The organism is Enterococcus sp. FDAARGOS_375 (genome assembly GCF_002393265.1).
GTDB classification, from domain to species: Bacteria; Bacillota; Bacilli; order Lactobacillales; family Enterococcaceae; genus Enterococcus_D; species Enterococcus_D innesii.
On record NZ_CP023515.1, the window covers coordinates 2,113,077 to 2,135,002 of the forward strand.

19 protein-coding genes and 4 pseudogenes are annotated in these 21,926 nt (G+C 41.3%); 21 read left to right on the plus strand and 2 right to left on the minus strand.

Going from position 1 to position 21,926, the window contains the following annotated elements:
- The first annotated feature begins 111 nt into the window (after window positions 1–111).
- The 8 genes from hisG to hisIE all read left to right on the plus strand — a co-directional run bounded on the left by hisG (window position 112) and on the right by hisIE (window position 7,424).
- Complete coding sequence (gene hisG, locus CO692_RS11235; protein WP_010747551.1) at window positions 112–1,671, plus strand: ATP phosphoribosyltransferase; 1,560 nt, start codon at window positions 112–114, stop codon at window positions 1,669–1,671.
- Entirely contained in the window at window positions 1,668–2,948 is a 1,281-nt protein-coding gene (gene hisD, locus CO692_RS11240; protein WP_081091763.1) for a histidinol dehydrogenase, read from the plus strand. The genes hisG and hisD overlap by 4 nt, the downstream gene beginning before the upstream one ends.
- On the plus strand, window positions 2,945–4,003 hold the full coding sequence (hisC, locus tag CO692_RS11245; RefSeq protein ID WP_060792981.1) for a histidinol-phosphate transaminase: 1,059 nt from the start codon (window positions 2,945–2,947) through the stop codon (window positions 4,001–4,003). The genes hisD and hisC overlap by 4 nt, the downstream gene beginning before the upstream one ends.
- Window positions 4,000–4,593, plus strand: a complete 594-nt coding sequence (gene hisB / locus CO692_RS11250) for an imidazoleglycerol-phosphate dehydratase HisB (protein WP_005225202.1) — start codon at window positions 4,000–4,002, stop codon at window positions 4,591–4,593. The genes hisC and hisB overlap by 4 nt, the downstream gene beginning before the upstream one ends.
- 65 nt (window positions 4,594–4,658) lie before the next feature.
- On the plus strand, window positions 4,659–5,282 hold the full coding sequence (gene hisH / locus CO692_RS11255; protein ID WP_060792980.1) for an imidazole glycerol phosphate synthase subunit HisH: 624 nt from the start codon (window positions 4,659–4,661) through the stop codon (window positions 5,280–5,282).
- A complete protein-coding gene (gene hisA, locus CO692_RS11260; RefSeq protein ID WP_015509107.1) occupies window positions 5,279–5,998 on the plus strand; it encodes a 1-(5-phosphoribosyl)-5-[(5-phosphoribosylamino)methylideneamino]imidazole-4-carboxamide isomerase in 720 nt (239 codons plus the stop codon). The genes hisH and hisA overlap by 4 nt, the downstream gene beginning before the upstream one ends.
- Window positions 5,995–6,753, plus strand: coding sequence for an imidazole glycerol phosphate synthase subunit HisF (hisF, locus tag CO692_RS11265; RefSeq protein ID WP_096742284.1), 759 nt, complete (start codon window positions 5,995–5,997; stop codon window positions 6,751–6,753). Before hisA ends, hisF begins: the two co-directional genes overlap by 4 nt.
- Window positions 6,754–6,791: 38 nt before the next feature.
- Window positions 6,792–7,424 carry a bifunctional phosphoribosyl-AMP cyclohydrolase/phosphoribosyl-ATP diphosphatase HisIE gene (gene hisIE, locus CO692_RS11270; protein WP_010747556.1) on the plus strand — a complete coding sequence of 211 codons (633 nt, stop codon included), beginning with the start codon at window positions 6,792–6,794 and terminating at the stop codon, window positions 7,422–7,424.
- A gap of 132 nt (window positions 7,425–7,556) precedes the next feature.
- On the opposite strand, the gene CO692_RS11275 is transcribed toward hisIE, so the two are convergent.
- The gene (locus CO692_RS11275; protein ID WP_005225207.1) at window positions 7,557–8,006 is read right to left on the minus strand and encodes a DUF305 domain-containing protein; all 450 of its coding nucleotides are present in this window, start codon (window positions 8,004–8,006) and stop codon (window positions 7,557–7,559) included.
- A gap of 259 nt (window positions 8,007–8,265) precedes the next feature.
- Here CO692_RS11275 and CO692_RS11280 point away from each other — a divergent pair, with 259 nt between their 5' ends.
- The 3 genes from CO692_RS11280 (at window position 8,266) to CO692_RS17940 (ending at window position 12,024) form a co-directional block, all read left to right on the plus strand.
- Entirely contained in the window at window positions 8,266–8,739 is a 474-nt protein-coding gene (locus tag CO692_RS11280; RefSeq protein WP_096742285.1) for a DUF1456 family protein, read from the plus strand.
- A gap of 395 nt (window positions 8,740–9,134) precedes the next feature.
- Window positions 9,135–10,898, plus strand: coding sequence for a MucBP domain-containing protein (locus CO692_RS17935; protein ID WP_226818115.1), 1,764 nt, complete (start codon window positions 9,135–9,137; stop codon window positions 10,896–10,898).
- Window positions 10,840–12,024 carry a MucBP domain-containing protein gene (locus CO692_RS17940; RefSeq protein WP_226818117.1) on the plus strand — a complete coding sequence of 395 codons (1,185 nt, stop codon included), beginning with the start codon at window positions 10,840–10,842 and terminating at the stop codon, window positions 12,022–12,024. The genes CO692_RS17935 and CO692_RS17940 overlap by 59 nt, the downstream gene beginning before the upstream one ends.
- Window positions 12,025–12,127: 103 nt before the next feature.
- Here CO692_RS17940 and CO692_RS11290 read toward each other — a convergent pair whose 3' ends face one another.
- Complete coding sequence (locus tag CO692_RS11290) at window positions 12,128–12,562, minus strand: hypothetical protein (protein WP_005225210.1); 435 nt, start codon at window positions 12,560–12,562, stop codon at window positions 12,128–12,130.
- A 531-nt stretch (window positions 12,563–13,093) separates the two neighbouring features.
- Here CO692_RS11290 and CO692_RS11295 point away from each other — a divergent pair.
- From CO692_RS11295 to CO692_RS11350, 10 genes and pseudogenes are all read left to right on the plus strand, one after another.
- Window positions 13,094–14,586: pseudogene (locus CO692_RS11295) on the plus strand (helix-turn-helix domain-containing protein).
- A 485-nt stretch (window positions 14,587–15,071) separates the two neighbouring features.
- Window positions 15,072–15,452, plus strand: coding sequence for a DUF7006 family protein (locus CO692_RS11300; protein ID WP_005225213.1), 381 nt, complete (start codon window positions 15,072–15,074; stop codon window positions 15,450–15,452).
- A gap of 198 nt (window positions 15,453–15,650) precedes the next feature.
- On the plus strand, window positions 15,651–16,244 hold the full coding sequence (locus CO692_RS11305; protein ID WP_060792975.1) for an HD domain-containing protein: 594 nt from the start codon (window positions 15,651–15,653) through the stop codon (window positions 16,242–16,244).
- Window positions 16,245–16,450: 206 nt separating this feature from the next.
- A pseudogene (locus CO692_RS11310) lies at window positions 16,451–16,792 on the plus strand (DNA topoisomerase); the annotation flags it as partial.
- Window positions 16,793–17,564: 772 nt separating this feature from the next.
- A complete protein-coding gene (locus tag CO692_RS11320) occupies window positions 17,565–17,987 on the plus strand; it encodes a cupin domain-containing protein (RefSeq protein WP_002307506.1) in 423 nt (140 codons plus the stop codon).
- 83 nt (window positions 17,988–18,070) lie between these two features.
- A complete protein-coding gene (locus tag CO692_RS11325) occupies window positions 18,071–18,724 on the plus strand; it encodes an ATP-binding cassette domain-containing protein (protein ID WP_002307505.1) in 654 nt (217 codons plus the stop codon).
- A pseudogene (locus CO692_RS11330) lies at window positions 18,721–19,484 on the plus strand (ABC transporter permease). The gene CO692_RS11325 and the pseudogene CO692_RS11330 overlap by 4 nt, the downstream one beginning before the upstream one ends.
- Window positions 19,485–19,659: 175 nt before the next feature.
- Window positions 19,660–19,866 (plus strand): annotated as a pseudogene (locus CO692_RS11340) (IS256 family transposase); the annotation flags it as partial.
- A gap of 534 nt (window positions 19,867–20,400) precedes the next feature.
- The gene (locus CO692_RS11345; protein WP_002292150.1) at window positions 20,401–20,973 is read left to right on the plus strand and encodes a Dps family protein; all 573 of its coding nucleotides are present in this window, start codon (window positions 20,401–20,403) and stop codon (window positions 20,971–20,973) included.
- Between the two features lie 144 nt (window positions 20,974–21,117).
- A complete protein-coding gene (locus CO692_RS11350) occupies window positions 21,118–21,822 on the plus strand; it encodes a Crp/Fnr family transcriptional regulator (protein ID WP_003125436.1) in 705 nt (234 codons plus the stop codon).
- Window positions 21,823–21,926 lie beyond the last annotated feature (104 nt).

Sequence of the window (21,926 nt, forward strand, 5' to 3'; positions counted from 1 at the left end):
TTTATGGCAAAACCATTAGTATTATTAGAAAAACTGATGGTGAATCGATGATAAAGCGAGCCTTTAACAGTGAGAAAGCCGAATCGGTGGCATGAAATAGGAGTGATAAGTGTGGAAGAGTTATGGAATGTATTAAAACCAGCCGAACAAGTCGAACTGAAATTAAGAAAATTGTATACGCAGCATCATTTTTCACCTTATCACTCGAACAATTTTGAAGAGTATCGCAACTATCAGCAAAATGATCAGTTCTTGCGTGGTTCTTCCATCATCACGTTTACAGGCACGGATGGCAGGACGATGGCGCTAAAACCCGATGTCACCTTGTCGATTGCCAAAAATACACCTTCTGGAGAAGCGCGCAGAGTGTATTATGTGGAGGATGTCTATCGACAGGATCGTCAAGCAGGGGAATACCAAAAGATCGATCAAATCGGTTTGGAGCTCATTGACCAAATCACATGGGAAGATCAACTGGAGGTTGTAAAACTGGCTTGGGAAAGTTTGGCTCAGGTGGGAAAAGGGACCTTGGATCTGTCTCATATGGGGATTTTGGATGGCATCTGCCAACGCTTCCCCGAAGCGGATCGACAAAAGGTACTGCACTGCCTGCGGGACAAGAGTTCCCATGGCATGGATGCACTGACTGAAAAAGCTGGCTTGTCAGCAACAGAAGCTGAAAAATTGGCGAAACTGGTACGTTTGTCAGGTGATTTTGAAACCAAGTATCAAAAGGCCAAAGAGCTGCTGGCAGAGTATCCCCAAGCACAAGCTGGTTTAGCAGAACTAAAACAACTGTATCAAGCATTGCAAAAAGAACAACTGTCAGCTTCCATTCGGATAAGGCTGGATTTTTCAATTTTAAATGATGCCGATTATTACAGTGGCTTGCTGTTTCAAGGATTCATCGAAGAAGCAAGAGAGACGATTTTATATGGCGGCCGTTATGATCGCTTGATGAGTCGGCAAGGCAAAGAGCAAGGGGCGATCGGGTTTGGTATGAAGCTCAACCATGTAGGGCAAAAGGTGCCGACTGACAACGAAAGTTCAGGCTATTTGAACATTGCGCTACCTAAAGGCCGCATGGGGGATGCCGTCTACGATTTATTCACGAAAGCTGGAGTCGCTGCGCAAGGCGTCTTCAAAGACAATCGCCAACTAATTTTTTGTGATGAAGAAAACAAGCTGCGCTTTTTCTTAGTCAAGCCTAGCGATGTGGCGATCTATGTGGAGCACGGAGTGGCGGATATCGGTGTCGTAGGCAAAGATATTTTAATGGAAAGCAAGGCAGAAGTCATCGAATTTCTTGATTTGCATATGGGGGTCTGCCGTTTGGCAGTAGCGGCGCGTACGGATTTCGAGGAAGATTTCTCCCGCCCGCTGCGGGTCTCCACAAAATATCCGCAGATCACCCGTCAGTTTTATCAAGGGTTAGGTCGCTCGGTGGAATTGATCCAACTGCATGGATCCATTGAATTGGCTCCTTTGTTAGGTCTATCCGATGTGATCGTTGACATCGTCGAAACGGGGACGACACTAAAAGAAAATGATTTAGAAGTGATCCAAGACATCGCGCCGTCTTCAGCGCGTTTAGTGATCAACCACGCCACGTGGCGTTTCAAGCAAGAACGCATTCAAACAGTGATTGAGAAGGTGAGGGAGCAATTATGAGAATTTTTTCGACCCAAAAAGATACGATCGAAACGATTGTGGCAAGGAAACAGTCGGAAACGAAGGATGTTTCAACCATTGTCGCCCAAATCATTGCCCGTGTTCAGCAGCAAGGAGATCAGGCGTTGTTTCAATTAATTGAAGAAATCGATCAAGTGACCTTGTCTTCCTTAACCGTCAGTCTTGAGGAGGTTGAAACGGCTGTCCAAGCCGTCTCCCCTGAGCTGCTTGAGGTGATGGAACAGGCGAAGGAAAACATTTTGGCATTTCATCAAAAGCAAGTCCAGCAAGGCTTTGTCTTGACGAAGGAAAATGGCGTTGTGATGGGACAGCGGGTCTTGCCACTAGCAAAAGTCGGGGTCTACGTTCCTGGCGGAACAGCAGCTTATCCTAGTACGGTTTTGATGGATGTCCTGCCCGCAAAAATCGCCGGGGTCAAAAAAATCGTTATGATCACACCGACGGACAGCCAAGGAAAAGTTCCAGCTGCTATCTTAGCGGCAGCTTCCGTTGCTGGAGTGGATGAAATCTACAAAGTCGGTGGTGCCCATGGCGTAGCGGCATTGGCTTATGGGACAGAAACGATTCCCAAAGTCGACAAAATCGTGGGACCAGGAAATATTTATGTCGCCACAGCGAAAAAAATGGTGTACGGCGAAGTTGATATCGATATGATCGCAGGGCCCAGCGATGTGCTGATCATCGCCGATGCCAGCGCAAATCCGCGCTGGCTGGCAGCGGATCTTTTGGCACAAGCCGAGCATGATATCTTAGCGCAAGCCATCTTAGTCACAACAGAAGCAGCCTTGATTGAACAAGTCCAAGTAGAGCTTGACTTGCAACTGAAGCAACTGCCCCGCAAAGACATTGCTGCTGCAGCGCTTGAATCTAGCGGAAAGCTGATTCTGGTCAATGATTTGACTGAAGCACTTACCATTGCCAATCAAATCGCCCCAGAACACCTTGAATTAGCAGTGGCAGATCCTTTTGCTTTGTTGGGACAAGTAGAAAATGCGGGTAGTGTTTTTTTAGGACATCATACACCAGAAGTGCTGGGAGATTATTTTGCTGGACCAAATCATACCCTACCAACAGAAGGGACCGCCCGTTTTTACTCGCCGTTATCAGTGGATGATTTTATTAAGAAAAGCAGCTACTTGTATTACCCAGAAGCAGCCATGAAGGCGGCTGGTCCAGCCGTAGCGTTGTTCGCAGAAACCGAAGACTTGATCGGCCATGCCCGTTCGATCAATGTACGAAGAGAGGGAGAAAAATGACCTTTTTACATCAAAAGTATCACAAGCTGACTCCTTATACACCAGGGGAACAAGTAGACGAGCAAGCCGTTATTAAACTGAACACCAATGAAAGTCCTTATCCGCCAGCGCCAAGTGTTCAAGCGGCGGTTGCCGATGCCGCCCACAAGCTGAATCGTTACTCGGATATTGCTGCTGAAGTGGTGACAACCCCTCTGGCTGCCTATCTTGGCGTTAAACCAGCCCAGCTGTTTCTCGGTAATGGCAGTGACGAAGTCTTGTCCTATCTCTTTCAAGGCTTCACGGAAAACGGCATCGCCTTTCCCGATGTGACCTATGGGTTTTATCAAGTGTATGGTGCCTTGTACCAAGTCGCTGCCACCGTTGTTCCGCTGCAAGAAGATTTCTCGATTGCGTTAACGGACTACGATTCGCTCAAAGGGACCGTTATTTTTGCCAATCCCAATGCGCCGACTGGGGTTTATCAAGAACAAAGCGAAATTTGTGCCTTTCTAAAACGGCATCCCGATCGCTTAGTGATTGTCGATGAGGCCTATATCGATTTTGGCGGCTCTTCAATGGTTTCTTTGATCGATCAATACCCAAATCTCTTGGTCGTGGGGACGTTTTCGAAATCTCGGCAGCTGGCAGGGGCACGCCTAGGCTTTGCGGTTGCCAATGAAGGACTGATCCAAGACTTGAATCGGTTGAAATTTAGCTTGAATCCTTACAATGTCAATAGTTTGACCCAAGCCGCTGGTGCAGCCGTTTTGCAAGAACAAGCGTATGTCGATGAGAAGATCCAAGCAACGATCCACGTGCGTGAGTGGAGCAAGCAAGCCCTAGCGAAACTCGGCTTTGAGCAGACCGACAGCCAAGGAAATTTTTTGTTTGCAAGGCACCCTGCGATTGCTGGTGAAGAGTTGTATCAGGCACTGAAAGAGCAGAAAATCTTCGTCCGCTGGTTTAATCAGCCCCGCATCAAAGAGTATTTACGGATCACGGTAGGAACGAGGGCCCAGATGGAACGATTGATGACGGTGTTAACAACGATCATAGAAGAGGTGAAGGAATGAGAAAAGCAGAAGTTACCCGCAATACGACTGAAACCAAGATCCACCTGCAGTTGACGATCGATGGTACTGGTCAGCAATCAATCAAGACTGGTGTGGGGTTTTTAGACCACATGCTGGAATTATTTGTCCGCCACGGTCGCTTTGATTTGACGTTGGTCTGTGATGGTGATACAGAAGTAGATGCCCATCACACAACAGAAGACGTAGCCATCGCCATTGGCCGAGCGTTTTCAGAAAGTCTTGGGGAGCGACGAGGCATCAAACGCTATGGCAGTATGCTGCTGCCGATGGACGAAGCCTTAGTCATGACAGCGATCGATATTAGCGGTCGTGGCATGGCAGTCGTAGAGTTGGCGATACCGAGCGAAAAAATCGGGCAGCAGTTTGATACAGAATTGGTTGAAGAATTTTTCATTGCTTTTGCCCGTGAATTAGGTGCTACGATCCATCTCCATCAAATCGCTGGGAAAAACAGCCACCACATTGTGGAAGCTTGTTTTAAAGGCTTTGGGCGTGCCTTAGGTGAAGCAGTAGCGATCAATCAAGCAGCCCCAGATGAGATCCCTTCAACCAAAGGGACGATCCAGTGATTCATGAGGGAAAAATGATTACGTATCTTCCACACAGATGGATGAGATAAGGAAAGGGGTGTATTATGTTAGCAATCATCGACTATGGGGTCGGCAATTTGTTCAGCTTGTCTCGTTCGCTGGATTATTTGGGTGTTGACTGCCAAATCACGCGTTCACTAGCAGAATTAAAAGCTGCCGACCGCATTCTTTTACCTGGCGTAGGCGCTTTTGGCGATGCCCGCCAAAAGTTGGCAGAGTTGTCGCTGATCGAACCGATCCAAGAATTGGCAGCAGCTGGCAAACCCTTTTTAGGCATTTGTTTAGGGATGCAGCTGTTGTTTGATAGTAGTGAGGAGTTTGGCACACATGCGGGGCTCGGTTTGATTCCAGGACGGATCGTTTCCATGCAAAGCGCCTTTGAAGAAGCCAAACTGAATCTGAAAGTACCGCAGATTGGTTGGAATCGGCTGACTGTCAGAAAGGAAAGTCCTCTAGTCAGCGGGCTAGGGGAACAAGACTTTGTCTACTATGTCCACAGTTATTTTGCTACTGATTGCCAAGAGTATGTCATAGCAGACAGTGACTATGGTCTAGCAATTCCCGGTATCGTGCAAAAAGACAATGTCTTCGGTACTCAGTTCCACCCAGAAAAAAGTGGGGCTGTCGGGTTGAAGATTTTAAAAGCATTTACTGAGGTGCCGCTATGAAAATTTTTCCAGCAATTGATCTGTTAGATCAAAAAGTGGTCCGTTTGTACCAAGGAGACTATGAGCAAAAAGAAGTGTTTGGGGATGATCCAGTGGCATTTGCTCGTTCATTTGAAGAAGAAGGTGCCAACTATCTGCACCTCGTCGACTTAGATGGTGCCAAAGCTGGCAAACTCCATTACTTTGATGTCGCAAAAAAAATCGTCCAGCAAACCAATCTGTTTGTCGAAGTTGGCGGCGGGATTCGTGAGGAAGAAACGATCCAGCATTGTTTGGCAGCAGGCGTTCATCGGGTGATCCTCGGCACGATTGCCCAGAAAGACCCAGCATTCACAAAAGCGATGCTTAAGAAATACGGCAATAAGATCGCGATTGGGGTCGATGCCAAGGAAGAAAAAGTGGCCGTGGAAGGCTGGCTCGAGAAAACGGCAACAGACGCGTTTACTTTTTGCCAACAATTGGTGGAATGGGGCGCGCAAACGATCATCTTTACCGAAATCTCACGTGACGGTACAGGAGAAGGCATCAATCTGCCGCTATACGAAAAACTCAATCAATTGGATTGCGACATCGTGGCTTCTGGCGGCGTGGCTTCATTGGCAGATATTAAAGGATTAAAACAGTTGGGCATCTCTGGCGTGATCGTTGGGAAATCCTTATATAACGGCAGTCTCCAATTGGCGGATGTCTTAGCAGCAGGGGAGGCAGAAGCATGATCGCCAAACGAATCATTCCTTGCCTTGATGTGCGAGATGGGCGAGTCGTGAAAGGGGTCAATTTTGCTGGCTTAAAAGATGTCAATGATCCAGTGACTTTGGCGCGCTTTTACAATGAACAAGGCGCCGATGAGCTGGTTTTTTATGACATTACTGCTTCTGCAGAAGAACGCGGCTTATTCACGGACATTTTGCAGCGCGTGGCGTCAGAAGTGTTTATTCCTTTGACGGTGGGCGGTGGCATCAATCAAGTAGCAGATTTTGAACGAGTCTTAAACTGTGGCGCCGACAAAGTCAGCGTCAATTCGGGGGCACTTCGCAGACCAGAGTTGATTGCAGAAGGCGCGAAACGCTATGGCAGCCAGTGCGTTGTTTTATCCGTTGATGTTCGCCGTGTCGGTGAGAACTGGCATGTGTTTGCCAAAGGCGGACGGGAAGATACAGGCTTAGAAGCATTGGCGTGGATTCTCCAAGCTGAGCAGTTAGGTGCTGGTGAACTAGTCATCAACAGCATGGATACCGATGGCGTGAAGCAGGGGTTTGATTTAGACTTGCTGAAAGCTGTCAGCGAAATCACCAAATTACCGATCGTCGCATCGGGTGGTGCTGGCAAAAGTGCCGATTTTATCGAGCTGTTTCAATTGCCAAATATTGAAGCAGGGTTAGCGGCCTCGATTTTTCACTATGGCGAGGTAAAAATCCCAGAACTGAAAAAACAATTACAGGCCGTCGATATTCCCGTACGAATCGTATAGCGTTGGCGTTTTGATAGGCAATAGAAGGAGTGGATAACATGGTGCAAGTACGATTTGATGAACAAGGATTGGTTCCAGTGATCGTGCAGGATGTGGAAACGAATGAAGTTTTGACCTTGGCTTATATGAACCAAGAAAGTTTGACCTTGACCTTGAAAGACCGATTGATGACCTTTTATTCCCGCAGTCGCCAAGAATTGTGGCGCAAAGGAGAAACCAGCGGCAATTACCAGCATTTAGTATCATTGACCGCAGATTGCGATCAAGATGCTTTAGTCGCCAAAGTAAAAAAAGACGGACCTGCTTGCCATACAGGCACAGAAAGCTGCTTTACAGAGGTGCTTTATGGTACAGAATCCTCTCCGACCATCGATGCGTTGTATGAGCTGATAAAAGGTCGTAAAGATACGCCGCAAGAAGGCAGCTATACCAGCTACTTGTTTGAAAAAGGCAGTGAGAAAATCTTAAAAAAAATCGGCGAGGAAGCAACCGAGGTCGTGATTGGGGCGATGAAGGAAGACCGCCAAGAAACCGTTTATGAGATTGCTGATTTGGCGTATCATACATTGGTTTTAATGGCAGAAATGGGGATTGATTTAGCGGCTATTCGCCAAGAGCTTGCCAAGCGTCATGTTGTGGATAAGAAAGTCAAACAAGAACGGATGCAATAACGGTCAGGGGTTTTCAGTAGAAAGAAAGCAACTGACGATAAAAAAAGAAGCCCTTCAGCCATTGTTTGAAGGGCTTCGCAACCGTGGCGATAAAGTTGATCTGCTGGTACTTTGAGTGAGCACACAAACTGGCTATTTGTTTTCCAACTCTTCGATCAATTCTTTCATTTCTTTGATTTCTTTTTCCTGTGCGTCAATGATTTTTTCTGCAAGTTCTTTTACTCTTGGATCAGACAAATCGGCATTTTTACTGGTTAGAATCGCAATCGAATGATGGGGAATCATGGCTTTCATCCAGGCCGTATCTCCCACGGCGGTTTGGCTTCTGACCATAAACAGTGAACCAAAAAAGAGTACAACACTGACAACTAAAATTCCGATATTCATTTTCTTGTTGTCATACATCTTCCACATAAATAACAGCATGATGATCGCCATCATCGCGCCCATCATTAGTGCCATAAATAGGCGGGTTTGGCTGAAAAAGATATGATCGAGGGCGTAGACATTGAAATACATCATACAAAACATAATCACCGTCGATACCCCAATCATTACCAAAAATTTCCCGTATTTCTTCATTTCTTTCCTCTCCTTTTTGTGTACAAAATAAAAACAATAAAGCAATCCAAAACATCATCGGAACAGATGCTTTTTTTCGTTTATTGTTTTGTTAGAATAAATTTACTCCCTAAATCAAGTATAGCGGAGGAAGTAGAATGAGAGAAGCGATATACATTTGAACGAAAACAAATGGGTTCTTAGAGTAAAAAAGCGAAAACGGGATTACTCGTCTAGGTTTATTTGTTATAATCAACCTAAGAAATGGATGGTGTATAGAATGAATCACAATGATCGCTTGACGCGTTTACGCTATGCTTTGGATATCAAGGATACCGACATGGTGAAAATTTTTGAACTTGGCGGCGCTTCTTTCACAAAAGAAGAAGTAAGACAATTATTGAAGAAAAAAGATCCTGAGAACTACGAGATTGAGTGTACCAATGAAGCCTTTGAGCGTTTCTTAAATGGTTTGATTCGCTCGCAACGAGGAACAAAGCCAGATGCTGCAGAACCTGTCCTAGAGTTGAACAATGGCAATGTAAATAATTTGATGCTGAAGAAAATAAAAATCGCCCTTTCCCTAACAACAGATGAAATGCTGGACATTTTCGAGCAAGCGGGAGTTAAAGTTTCAAAAGGTGAATTAGGCGCCATTTTACGAAAAGAAGGCCATCGCAATTACAAACCATGTTTAGACAAATATGCCCGCAACTTTTTAAAAGGATTGACGATCGAGTATCGGGATAACTAGTAAAAAATCAATAATAGGCTGAACTTACAATGGGCCGCCCAAAGAGATGCATGTTATGTGTCTCTTTTTTTGTGTGTAAATTAAAAAAAACAATTTAAATCAGTGATTATAACGCTAACTGAGGCCAAGCTTGGAGCATGAAGGAGCAGGTGAAGTGAGCGATCTGTTTGCTTGAATAACCTGTTTGTTAAAACCTGACAAGTTTGGTCATTTCTGATACAAATGTTGACGTGTTCAGAATGATGAACCATGTAATACTATCAAAATGAACAGGGGTATCCTGTGTCTAAAGATTGTAATTAACAAGTCGTCACCATCATCAGAAGGGGAAGTTTGTCGATAGGTGAAAGATAGGAAAGCGTATCGTATTTAAACGAATATAAAAGGAGAATGTTATGAAAAGGAAATTTTGGGGCTATTTGTCATTGGCGATCTTGTTAAGTCAGCCTGTGTTGGCACCTTTGGCACAAGTTATGGCTGAGGAACAGGAAACCATTCCATCAAACAAAGAAATCACGACATTAGGAACATTAGAAAAAGTGGAGGAGACTACTGAAACAGTCGATTCTTCTCGTATAAAAGAAGAAATCAACGGTGACACCACAAGTAACTCAGAATCGCAAGAAGTGGTTAATGATGATGAGAAAAGTGGCTCGACGGAAAGTACAGAAAAAAACCTCCCTGATTCAAGTAAAGACACAGCTAGCTCGGCAACTGAATCATCAGCGGAAATGAAAGAGGCATTCTCTAATCGAAGCGTTTCATTAGACGCTTGGATGCCGGATAAGAATTTGCAAAATGAGGTAGCGAAAGGGCTAAACAAAACAGTTGATACGATCACTCAAGAAGATATGGTGAATCTAAAACAGTTAGATTTTTCTTCTTTAGTCAAAGACACAGTAGTCGATTTTACTGGTTTAGAATACGCTAGCAACTTGCAAGCGTTATACACGACGTCTATTATTGCTACGAATGTTCCCCAAATCACTATGGCGGAAAATGCAACATTGTTTACCCGTCCTAATGTACTAGCACACGTTCTTCCAAAAGGATCTTTTTCAAATATCCACATAGGAAATTATGATGCCTATTTGACAGCCCAAGAATTAATTGGGGTTGGTCAATATCTTAGTGGATGGGTAACAGATTATCTGACGGTCTATGCAAGTAGCATGACGGATTTTTCTAAGTTAGAGCTATCTCCAGAACACCATCAAAATTCCCAACTATCTATTATGACTCAGGAGAAAATACTATTAGAGCCAATGCTAGTAAAAGATGGCCAATCTGATGTTCTTTATAAAGACCGTATGATGGTTGATACCCAAGGAAATGCGTTGCTCTCTTCTTTGTCCAACAAAAAGTATTCTTATTCGATTCGGGGGATAGATAAAAATGGCTATATCTTTCCCTTATATGAAAATGATGGGTTTGAACTGACTGAAGAAGGGATTCAATTTAAAAATATTCCCGCCAATGTTGACTATTTGTCAATCACTTCTCTGGTTCCTAATCGTTTATCCACCGAGAGAGCTGCTAGTACAGGTACCATTCAATATTTAGTGAATTATCAAGTACCTGTGAAGTATGTGAATACTGCAGAAGATGTTACGGTCAAGTATCTTGACGAAAACGGACAGACGCTTGCACCAAATGTCACTTTATCGGGGTATGTAGGCGACCCCTTTACTACGGAAGAAAAGGATATCTCAGGCTATACACTGAAAGAGATCCAAGGGGATAGGATAGGGACCTTCAGTGATGTCGCGCAAGAAGTCGTTTATGTCTATGAACGTAGTGATGCAGCGCCAGTTACCGTGAAGTATGAAGATACAGAAGGCAATGAATTGGCAGCACCAACCGTAATGAATGGCAAAATAGGTCTGCCCTATACAAGCGAAGCCAAAACGATCCCAGGCTGGTTTGTAGCTCAAACGCCAAGCAATGCTAATGGGACCTATAGTGAAACAGCTCAAGAAGTCGTTTATGTCTATGAACGTAGTGATGCAGCGCCAGTTACGGTTAAGTATGAAGATAAAGAAGGGAATCAACTATCTGCACCGACAGTATTAAGTGGGAAAGTAGGGTTACCCTATACAAGTGAAGCCAAAGCAATCAACGGCTGGTACGTATCCCAAATGCCAACTAATGCCAACTAATGCCAACGGGACTTACAGCGAAACGGAACAAGAAGTGGTTTATGTCTATGAGCGTAGTAATGCGGCACCAGTGACGGTCAAGTATGAAGATAAAGAAGGGAATCAACTATCTGCACCGACAATATTGAACGGCAAAGTAGGTTTGCCATATGAAAGTGAAGCCAAAGCAATCAATGGGTGGTACGTTTCTCAAACACCAACTAACGCCAACGGCACTTACAGTGAAAATGAGCAAGAAGTAATTTATGTCTATGAACGTAGCGATGCAGCGCCAGTTACTGTGAAGTATGAAGATACAGAGGGGAATCAACTATCCGCCCCGACAGTATTGAGTGGCAAAATAGGGTTGCCATATGAAAGTGAAGCCAAAGCGATCCCAGGCTGGTTTGTAGCTCAAACGCCAAGCAATGCTACAGGTACATTTAGCGAAACGGCACAAGAAGTAATTTATGTCTATGAACGTAGCGATGCAGCGCCAGTTACTGTCAAGTATGAAGATACAGAAGGGAATCAACTATCTGCACCGACGGTATTAAGTGGCAAAATAGGTCTGCCATATACAAGTGAAGCTAAAGCAATCAATGGCTGGTACGTTTCTCAAACACCAACTAACGCTAACGGGACTTACAGCGAAACGGTACAAGAAGTCGTTTATGTCTATGAGCGTAGTGATGCAGCGCCAGTTACTGTGAAGTATGAAGATACAGAAGGCAATGAATTGGCAGCACCAACCGTAATGAATGGCAAAATAGGGTTGCCATATGAAAGCAACGCCAAAGAAATATCTGGCTGGCGGGTTTCAAAGACGCCTAAAAATGCAAAAGGTACCTTCAGTGATGCCGTCCAAGAAGTTATTTATGTTTACAGTGCTGATAAAGAGAATGAACCGGGAGAAGATTCAGGAAAAGATACACCAGAATCAGAAAACAAGACGCCGGACGAAGAGAACGGGAATAGCTCAGGAAATAACAGCAAGCAAACAAACACACAAACCAAATCAAAAAATAAGTTGCCTGCAACAGGAGAACAACTTACAGGTCAACGAATCATGGGCTTTTTGGGAGTCATCACTGTTCTGTTTTCTTTCGTAGTAATTTTGAGACGAAAAAGAAAAACTGAAAATTAAAAGCTTTTCAATAGAGAGGAAAGAGTATCCAGAATTGATTGTTTTCTGGATACTCTTTGTTTAACCCTATTTAAATATGAGCGAGAATATAGGTTTTTATCAGTTATCTTTCGAATGTTACGTTCTTGAATTCATCATTCAAGCCATCACGATAGGCAATAGTCAAGACTAATTTTCCTGTTGTTTTGTCATAGTCTTCCACGTTTAGTTCTAGAGAGAAGTTCTTAACATTGGCATCAATATAAGAAACAATTTCTTTTTCTTCCTCACCGATTTTTATCGAAAGTGTGCTTTCTCCTAATAAATTCGCCTCCTCCAGAACTGTTTTGGCTGAGCGTATTTCAGGCTGATAGAAGACAGTGTTTGTTTGAGTTAAATAGATTCTACTTATTCGCAACGGAACTGTGATCTTTCCAAAGTCATTTGAGACAACGATCCCAGGTTTATTACTAGGGGAGACAAAGACAGCGAGACTTATTAAAATCGGAACGAGAATACTAGCAACACTTGACCATACTATTTTTTTTGATATTTTCATTGATTTCAGTTCATTCAGCGAAGCATGAACACCTGTCCCCCCATTCTTTTTAATTAATGTAAGAAGTTAGCTTGATTATGGCGAAGATACTTTAAAAATAACTGTACTAATTTTCAACTTTATATAAGCGTAATTGATAGAAAGTAAAAGCTTTTGGAATTGTTGAAATGCTCAAAGGCTACCTAACTCTTCGATTGTAAATACTCCTAAAAACCGACTCTCTTATTATCGTAGCAAAATATACGGTTTTTTACTTTTATTATTATAAAATAATTTTTTGATAAATAGCGCTTTGGACTGTTTTGTCGTCTTAAACTAGCTGTTAGAAAGAGCAATGTTCTCCAGACGTAGTAACTCGTAGTTCTAAGTAGTTGTAGCCATGATTTTGCTTATCCTAAATGATTCAGAAGGTGATAGTTTCAGAGACAGCTTCTTATAAAATGAAATAAGTAGTCAATGAATACACACTGAATGAAAATAGATCGTGAAAGGAGTATAATTACCTTAAAAATAAAGTTAAGAGGTATTATTATGTATAAATTTCTTTTAACTAAATTAGACCAAGATGTTTATGAATTGTTTGCGCATTTTTTTGAGCAGGCTGTGGAGCGTGAAAAACTAAATGTTCTTGCTGAAAAGACAAACTTATCAAAACGACGAATCGTCTTAGTTTTTGAGCGAGCACTCGATTTGCAAACGGCGTATCCTTATTTTGAGATTGCGTTGCATGAAGGTAGAGAGATGACGCTTTATTTTGCGCCGAATTTTCTTTTGTCTAAGCTTTATTCGGTCATGCTAGAAGAAAGCATGCCATTTCAAATTTTAGACAGACTCTTTAGTGATAAGTATGTGTCGCTGGAAGAAACCGCCCAACAACATTATGTCAGCAATCGCACGGTTCAAAGAAAACTAAAGGAAGTAGAAACGATTCTTGAAAATTATCACATTCGATTGAACCTAAAAAGAAAACCGCTTTTTGTGGGCGAAGAATACCGCATTCGGCATTTTTTCCACATCATGTATTGGCAGATCTATGATGCAACGAACGTGCGTTATAGTGGATTGACGAAACAAAGTGTCAGTACATTGAAGAAAAAGTTGACAAGTTATCCCAGTTTTTATCGCGGGATTGATCAGGAGAAATTTGTTCAATTGTTGGCGTTAAGTATTTATCGTTTTAAAAGAGGCTTTCCTGTAAAAGAGATTCCTCAAGAGATGAGGGAGATGAGGCATCTGACGATTTCCTTTGAAGAATTTAAAGAAGAGCTGATCAAGCCATTGCTAAGAGACAATTTGATTCTAAATGGGCTTCCAGAAACAGAATTTCTCTTCTTGTATTATATGTTTTCTGTCATGATGACGTACTTACCTGAAGAGATTCCTAGTCAGTTAACAATTGGGGATCATTTTTCTCCACGAGCAATCGCTGCAGCAAGGCTATTTGCGGAAAACGCTCAGAAAGTTTTTCTCGTTTCTGAAAGCAATATTGATTATCTGTTGGTCAATGCCTTGAATATTCATTCGGTTTCGCTTCTTTTTGCATCGAAAAATAAGATCGATGCCTTTGGAAAAAGCACCACGGACAAAGATTATCGCCGTGTCTTTTCTAAGATTTTTCCGTTTGTTCAGGAGATGTACGAATCGTTAGCGCAACAATCACCAATTTTTTCAACCATGTATGAAGCGAACAATCGCTTGCTTTTTCAATATAGTATGCTTCTTTCTCTGGTAGCGAAAATTGATCGTTCTACGGTTCGTATTTTTCACGAATCAAAATTCGGAAAAATCCAAGAAATCAGACAAAAGGAACGATTGAAGCGCTGGTTTGGGTACACACTTTCATTTGTTTCCGAAATCCCGATTTTGTCGTGACAGATTATCCCGTCAATCGGCAAGCTTTTATTGACCAAAATCCCAACGTCCAATTTTTTAAATGGAATAGTTTTCCAACGGGGGATCGCTGGCTTGAACTGATTGAAGCAGTTGAAAAGTTCCAGAATGAGTTTAGTCAAAAACATACGTAAAACTGTGGATTTCACAGTATGAAAAAAAGGAGGATTCTCAAAACCAGAGAATCCTCCTTTTTTTTAGTAGGAAGCGAAAAGTTTTGCACAGCGTTTCTCAGATTTCCTATGTAGTTTGTCAATCGCTCAATCGGCTATTGGGCTTGTTTACTTTTATGAAACTAAAATTGATACGATCCAACCCGAAGGTATCTAACAGGACTTTATTTGCTTCTAACAAACAAATGATTGGCGTCTCCTTTCCTAAAAAACATGTAATAATGCAGGCATAAAGATCTCGGTCAACAGAAACGTTTTACGAAAAAGCGAAGGTAAGAAAGAGTGTTCGAATCCTCTATTTAACGTAATGCTAGTGATTTCAGCCTAAAGGTCGATTTCCTTTCAATATTTCCATAGAGTACGCATCGACGTATTCGTTCCAACGATAAACACATAAACAGGATTTTACATAAGATTCACCAATCAATAGAACAGGAGGACTAAAGATGGAGTCAGCATTTAAGATCCATTCAATGGAAGAATATTTAAACTTCTACATGGAAGAAACGGAGCGGCTTTTTTTCAAGGAAGAGTTTCCAGAACTCAAAGAAAAGATTCTTGCCAATTGCTTCGAAATCAAACGAGCGATCCAAGAAATCAATCACGAAAACTTTTTTGAACAGTATGCGAGAATCAATACATTAGAAGCAGAGATTTTGATTATTTTGGAATGCAGTGAATTGCGGGGGAGTGACAATGTGGTCCCTTTTGCTGAGGCAGAAATTTTGCAAGTGGCGAAACAAGATAGCAAAACCTATTTTAAAGAAAGATGTGGGCTGACATTGATCGCGCCTACGCCCCATTCATTGCATTTTTCCGTGGAGTAGTTGAAGTAACAACAAAGATCATTCGTGAGGAAAAAGTGTTATAGGAAGTTTGAAAGGAGCCTTTCATTAAGGTTTGTGCAGGAGTAATTGTTTTACCAAAAGAAAAGGCTGCAGTTTTTTTATGCAACTTTGGAGGCATTGTGGAAAAAAGCTGTACCTTTGATATAAATTCATTCAACAAATAATTGGAGGTCACAGATGAATGCAATAGAAAAGAGGATCCAGTTTATTGTCGAAGCTGACAAGCTTAAAGCCATCCTTAGACAATCGACACTGATCTATGATAGAAACCAACGAGAAAATGATGCAGAGCACACCTGGCATTTGACATTATGTGCACTATTGCTTGCAGAACATGTCGCAACCGAAGGGCAAGTGGATTTGTTGCGAGTACTCAAAATGTTAATTATTCATGATATGGTAGAAATCGAAGCAGGTGATACCTATTGTTATGATGAAGCTGGGTACCTGGATAAAGTACAGCGAGAACGGGAAGCAGCTACAAGTTTATTTTCTACATTACCGAGAGAACAATATGATGAATTTATGGATTTGTGGGAAGAGTTTGAGGAGATGGCAACCGTAGAAGCAAAATATGCAGCGGCAATCGATAGGTTACAGCCTGTCTTGCAGATATACTACTGTGACGGGAATACCTGGTTAGAAAATAACATTGATGTTGAACGCGAATTAAAACGAAACGAGGTCATCAAAGAAATTATGCCAGAAGTTTGGGACTATGTTAGAAAACTTATAGATGATGCCGTAAATAAAGGTTGGCTGAAGCAATAAAGCAAAAATCAATAAGCTGCTAAACATGAGCCGAAGTAGAAGAGCATCATCAAAATGAACACCAAATGTACTAGAAGAGAAGGAATGGTTATGAGTATCGGGGAAGTAGGGTATATTTTTACAAAGTATTTTATCGTAACAGTGTCTATTCTTACATCAATATATACAAGATCGTCAAAAAGCATTTAGATGAAGCGGAAACAATCGTGATTGCGACCGACAGCGACCGAGAAGGTGAAGCAATCGCCCGCTTGATTATCAACCTTTCGGGAAATAGCCGGAAAACCATTAAACGTTTATGGATCAACTCGCTTGAAACTAGCGAAATCAAAAAAGGATTTCAAAATCTGAAGGACGGACAGGCGTTTTATTCCACTTACAAAGAAGCAGAAACCCGACAAATCGCTGATTGGCTGGTAGGAATCAATCTCACCCGTCTTTACACGCTTTATATGCAGAAAAACGGCATGAGAGGCGTGTTTAGCGTTGGACGCGTCCAAACCCCGACTTTGTTCTTGATTTACCAACGCAACGAAGAAATCAAACATGCATTGGCACTTAAACTCTTATTACTGGAGTTAAATTCATATGATTTTTAATCTGCAAAAAAGTTTATAGCACCGTCGCTTATACCAGAAAATATAACAAACGCCGCATTGTTTTTTTGTGCACTTTAATAATCTATTCAACTAAGGAATTAAGCTGGCTGTCAAGAGAGTAATATCGTATTGAATCTCAGGTGGAAATTTTCTGCGGTATCTTTTTTGACTGAAATGACATTAGTGTTTTTGGGGATTGTGTATGTAAGTATTTTTTAAAATCTTTTTAACAAGTTTTGGACAAAAATTCTCATGAAAAAACAGAATTTAAATAGCATGATAAATTAGAGAAGATAGTTTAATGTGCTTATAGGAACACCCCACTTTTACAGTCACAATCAATAACCTTGCTACTTTCTTTCGAAATTGATAAGAGTCTAAAGGATTGACAACGCTTGATAGTGAGCATAAACTTAATATACGCTAGTTAGTTTACAAGTGCAAACTAAAAAAGTATGCTGTGTCGTCTCTGAAATTCTCCCTGATTCAAGTCATAACCAGAGTACATATCGGTTATTTTTTGATTCCATATTTTTTCCTTTATGTGCTGAGGATTAAGGGGTACCAATTGTAATTGCGCGTTATATGGTCTTTGTTTAGAATCGCTCTCCAAAAAGCCAATTTTTTGCATAGAATTTTAGATGTGGTACCATTAATTAGAATTATTATAAATAAGAAGTAGGTATCATTGTTTTAGTAAAAAGACTAGGAGGAATGGAAGATGGAAATAGACTACAAGGATCATGGGAAGAAGCCGTATATCATTAATATTGAAGACGCCACCACAGGAAATGATAATTACCGGACGACCATTTGGACAGGCAGTAAACTGCAAGTCACCGTAATGTCCATTCAACCGGGCGATGACATCGGTTTGGAAGTGCACGAAGGCATTGACCAATTTATCCGTATTGAAGAAGGAGAAGGCGTGTGTAAAATGGGGCCTTCTAAAGATAACTTACATGTTCAACAAAAAGTGATGGATGATGACGCCGTATTTGTTCCGGCGGACATGTGGCACAACATCGAAAACACCGGTGATAAGCCGCTCAGACTGTATACCATTTATGCTGGTCCAGATCACCTTGAAGGAACGGTTCACCCTACTCATGAAGACGCCAAAAACGATCCAAACGAACACTGAGGTACACTAGGATGAAACAAAAGCCCTGCACCCGTATGGATGGTCCACTGGTGCAGGGCTTTTTTATAAAGGAGAGAAGTGGTATGAGTGATTCATTGTTTCAATTAGAGAAGGTTGGTTTTCAGGCAAACGGAAACCAAATCCTTCAAGATATCTCTTTTACAGTAAACAAAGGGGAAGTGATTGTTTTTTCTGGTCCTTCTGGAAGTGGAAAAAGTACCCTTTTGAAATTAATTGGTACGCTGCTTTCCCCAACTTCCGGAAAAATTTATTATCGAGGTACGGATCTGCAAAAAATCGATCCTGTGGAGTATAGAAAAGAAGTCTCTTATTTCTTTCAAAACGCTTCTCTATTCGATGAGACAGTTCAAGAGAACTTGTCTTTTCCTGCCCGCATAAGAGAAGAAGGATTTGATCGGGAACGTGCAAAAAAATTGTTAGAACGAGTTCAAATACCTGAAACTTACTTATCGAAAGAGGTCAAGGAACTATCAGGAGGGGAAAAACAACGGGTTGCATTGGTCCGAAATTTGATGTATCAACCGAAAGTGTTGCTCCTGGATGAAGTTACCAGTTCATTGGACCAAGAAAACAGAGCGATTGTCCTTGATTTAGTCCGAGACATGATGAAAGACCAACAAACTACGGTGTTGGCCGTCACTCACAACCAGGAAGAAATCGACCAAGCTTCTCGTCTGATTACTATCAAAGGTGGAAAAATGGAGGAATCGAAATGACAAACAATTTGGAAATCAGTAATCTTTCTTTGCTTTTATCCTCTGTCCTCTTGATAGTTGCCTTGTTGATTGATTACAAAGAGAAATTGGGATTAGGAAACGACATTTTTATTGCGGGAATTCGCGCTGTCGTTCAATTATTCCTTATTGGATATGTATTGAGCTACGTATTACGAGTGGATAACAACTTTCTCACTTTAGCGATGGTTTTGTTCATTGTGTTCAACGCTTCTTATAACGCCCATACACGCAGTGAGGGGATCAACCGCTCTTTTAAAATTTCAACGACGGCTATTGGAGTAGGAACAGCCTTGTCCTTACTCATTCTTGTTTTTTCAGGAGTCATTGACTGGTCCCCTTCCCAAATCGTTCCAATTACAGGCATGATTGCCAGCAACGCCATGACTGCGATTGGAGTGACCTATCGGTCTTTGAATTCAAAATTTACGGACCAACGCCAACAGGTATTGGAAAAATTGGCATTGGGAGCCAATAAAAACAAGCGTCCATGAGTATTGTAAGAGAAAGCGTCAAAACGGGCATGGCTCCTTCTATTGACCGAACAAAAACGGTTGGACTTGTCAGCCTACCAGGTATGATGTCAGGGTTGATTTTTGCGGGAATTGATCCTGTTCAAGCGATTCGTTACCAAATTGTTGTGATGTTTATGTTGATTTCAGTTACTGCGATTTCTTCGTTTATTGCTAGTTATATGGCTTACCGTGAGTTTTATAACAATCGCAGTCAATTAATTATATGATTTGGGATGATACACTACTCTTAAAACCAGTGGTTACAATTTTATGTAGTTAAAAGAAGACCTCACGAGAATAATTGCAAAAAGAACTTCATTTTTTAAGGAAGAAGGATATTTTTGTCATCGAATCTTTGGAACGACTAGGGCGAAACTATGATGAAATTTTTTATATAGTGCAGCAACTGGATTGATTGAATCCTTTAATAAGCAAATCAAGAAATACAGCCACCGCAAGGAACAGTTCCAAAATGAAGAGTCGATGGAACGTTTCTTAGTCTCGTCTTTTGATACTCACAACCAAAAATTCCTAGGTCGCAGTCATAAAGGTTTCCAACAGGCCGAAGGCGAGCTCGAACAAATGCTGAGTCAACCGATGGAGAATTAGAAACAATCTACAGTAGGAAAGAACCATTTACACAAAATTATTGACGCTCCCAAGCTAAAACTCCTATTAATCGATCTACTAAAAATAAATAAAAAATTCTTTTCAATTTTTATTTATGGTATGACATAAATAAAGTAAAGTTATTCTTCTAGGTTAATCTTATTAATACTCTTTCTCACTAGTGTTGCATGCAACACTAGTGAGAAAGAGCATTAAATATACTGCAAGGCAAGACATTTGGTAATTGAAGAATAACAAGCAAAAAAATAGCAGTCAGGTCTCTTGACAAAGTATAGTTGCTATTCTTTTTTTAGGCCCTACTTTAATGAAATTTTTGTTTGGAGGGAACGACTTCATTCCTTTGATTATTTCAGTTGAATTTAATAGAGAAGCCTGGCGTCTATTAAGAAATACTTTTCTTGATGAGCGTCAATTTTTTTAACGGAAATCTATCCTATACTAAATTCAGTAAAGAAAAAGGAGGAATCAAAGAAAGCTATTTTAAACAAACCAAAATTATAGGAGGAATAAATCATGACTGAAAATAAAGCTACTCAAGAAAGAACACCCCAAGAAAGATTGCAAGAAGAACAAGAACACAAGGAACATGTTCATCATACGAAAATTAATGCAGCGGCCATTGCGGATCATCTTTTAGGCAACATGCATACATTACATGTGAAACTGCACCAATATCACTGGTATGTAAAAGGAGCCAATTTCTTTACGTTGCATGAAAAATTTGAAGAGTTGTATAACGAAAATGAAAAATGGTTCGACAAACTTGCGGAGCGTCTAATTACTTCTGGGCATAAACCTGCTTCGACAACTGTTGAATTTGAAAAATATTCGATGCTTTCGGAAGATGCAGTTAATAAATACGCTAAAGCAGAAGACATGGTTGAAAATATTATCGAGGACTTCAGAAGCACTCGTGACCTAACTATTCGCGCGATTCGTTTAGCTCAAGACGAGGGTGACGATGCTTTAGAAGATACATTGATTGCTTTTAAAAATGACTTAGACAAGAACATTTGGATGCTGCAAGCGTTCATTGGTAAAGAAGCATTAGAAGATGATGACGCTCTTGATGAGGATGAAGATTAAGGTAAAAGTAGAAGCTGATTTAGGGATTGGAATTCTTTCCAGTCCTTTTTCCATTTTCTTGATGTGCATCAATTTTTTTGTAGTAAGAGACTTATATAATAAAAGCAGCGAATATAAACAAAATAAATAAAGGGGGAGAATGAATTGACTAAACATACCCATCATGAAATTGGCGACCACGCAGCCTGTATCCGCTTGGTTCCAATATTCAATCACTTAGAGGATAGCGCGATGAATTACATTGCTGAAAAAGCCCACACGAAACAGTATCAAAAAGGAGAGTTTCTGTTTCGTTCACAAGAAAAAGAGGATACTTTATATATTATCAATCGTGGGAAAATCCGTATTTATCGATTGGCAGACTCTGGCAAAGAGCAGCTAGTGCGGATCTTGAACCCTGGTGATTTCACCGGAGAATGGACCTTGTTCAACCCGGATGCAGTACACGAGGAATATGCCGAAGCAACCCGAGATACCGTTGTCTGTATGATTCAGCAAAAAGATGTCCAAGATTTTCTGGAACAATACCCAGCTATTTCTTTAAAACTATTGGCGGAAATGTCTAAACGGTTAGAAAGTTCAGAACGTCAAACGACACAAGTAGCCTTGGAGAGTGTCATTACCCGTTTAGTTTTGTTTTTGGCAGAAAATGTGGAACCTGAAATGGGCAACTCTCCCACCATCACCCTGCCGATGGAAAAAAAGGACATTGCTTCCTATTTAGGAACGACACCTGAGACCATCAGTCGCAAATTTGGAGAATTGGAGGACGAGGGATTGATTCAACAGCTGTCTGGGAAAAGGATCAAGATTCAGGATTTAGATGATTTATTGCTTTACAGCGAATAATCGGACACACTTTTTTCTACACATTGGTGTTCTGTCGCTCTTCATTAACAACGGGACAGAACTCAGTGCTTTTGCTTCCATCTGTCCGTTTTTGGCTTTTTTAA

Bases quoted from the DNA above. Each gene is read 5' to 3' on its own strand.
- hisD (WP_081091763.1), top strand. From the start codon at position 1,668: ATGAGAATTTTTTCGACCCAAAAAGATACGATCGAAACGATTGTGGCA.
- hisC (WP_060792981.1), top strand. From the start codon at position 2,945: ATGACCTTTTTACATCAAAAGTATCACAAGCTGACTCCTTATACACCA.
- hisB (WP_005225202.1), top strand. From the start codon at position 4,000: ATGAGAAAAGCAGAAGTTACCCGCAATACGACTGAAACCAAGATCCAC.
- hisH (WP_060792980.1), top strand. From the start codon at position 4,659: ATGTTAGCAATCATCGACTATGGGGTCGGCAATTTGTTCAGCTTGTCT.
- hisA (WP_015509107.1), top strand. From the start codon at position 5,279: ATGAAAATTTTTCCAGCAATTGATCTGTTAGATCAAAAAGTGGTCCGT.
- hisF (WP_096742284.1), top strand. From the start codon at position 5,995: ATGATCGCCAAACGAATCATTCCTTGCCTTGATGTGCGAGATGGGCGA.
- hisIE (WP_010747556.1), top strand. From the start codon at position 6,792: ATGGTGCAAGTACGATTTGATGAACAAGGATTGGTTCCAGTGATCGTG.
- CO692_RS11275 (WP_005225207.1), bottom strand. From the start codon at position 8,006: ATGAAGAAATACGGGAAATTTTTGGTAATGATTGGGGTATCGACGGTG.
- CO692_RS11280 (WP_096742285.1), top strand. From the start codon at position 8,266: ATGAATCACAATGATCGCTTGACGCGTTTACGCTATGCTTTGGATATC.
- CO692_RS17935 (WP_226818115.1), top strand. From the start codon at position 9,135: ATGAAAAGGAAATTTTGGGGCTATTTGTCATTGGCGATCTTGTTAAGT.
- CO692_RS11290 (WP_005225210.1), bottom strand. From the start codon at position 12,562: ATGAAAATATCAAAAAAAATAGTATGGTCAAGTGTTGCTAGTATTCTC.
- CO692_RS11300 (WP_005225213.1), top strand. From the start codon at position 15,072: ATGGAGTCAGCATTTAAGATCCATTCAATGGAAGAATATTTAAACTTC.
- CO692_RS11305 (WP_060792975.1), top strand. From the start codon at position 15,651: ATGAATGCAATAGAAAAGAGGATCCAGTTTATTGTCGAAGCTGACAAG.
- CO692_RS11320 (WP_002307506.1), top strand. From the start codon at position 17,565: ATGGAAATAGACTACAAGGATCATGGGAAGAAGCCGTATATCATTAAT.
- CO692_RS11325 (WP_002307505.1), top strand. From the start codon at position 18,071: ATGAGTGATTCATTGTTTCAATTAGAGAAGGTTGGTTTTCAGGCAAAC.
- CO692_RS11345 (WP_002292150.1), top strand. From the start codon at position 20,401: ATGACTGAAAATAAAGCTACTCAAGAAAGAACACCCCAAGAAAGATTG.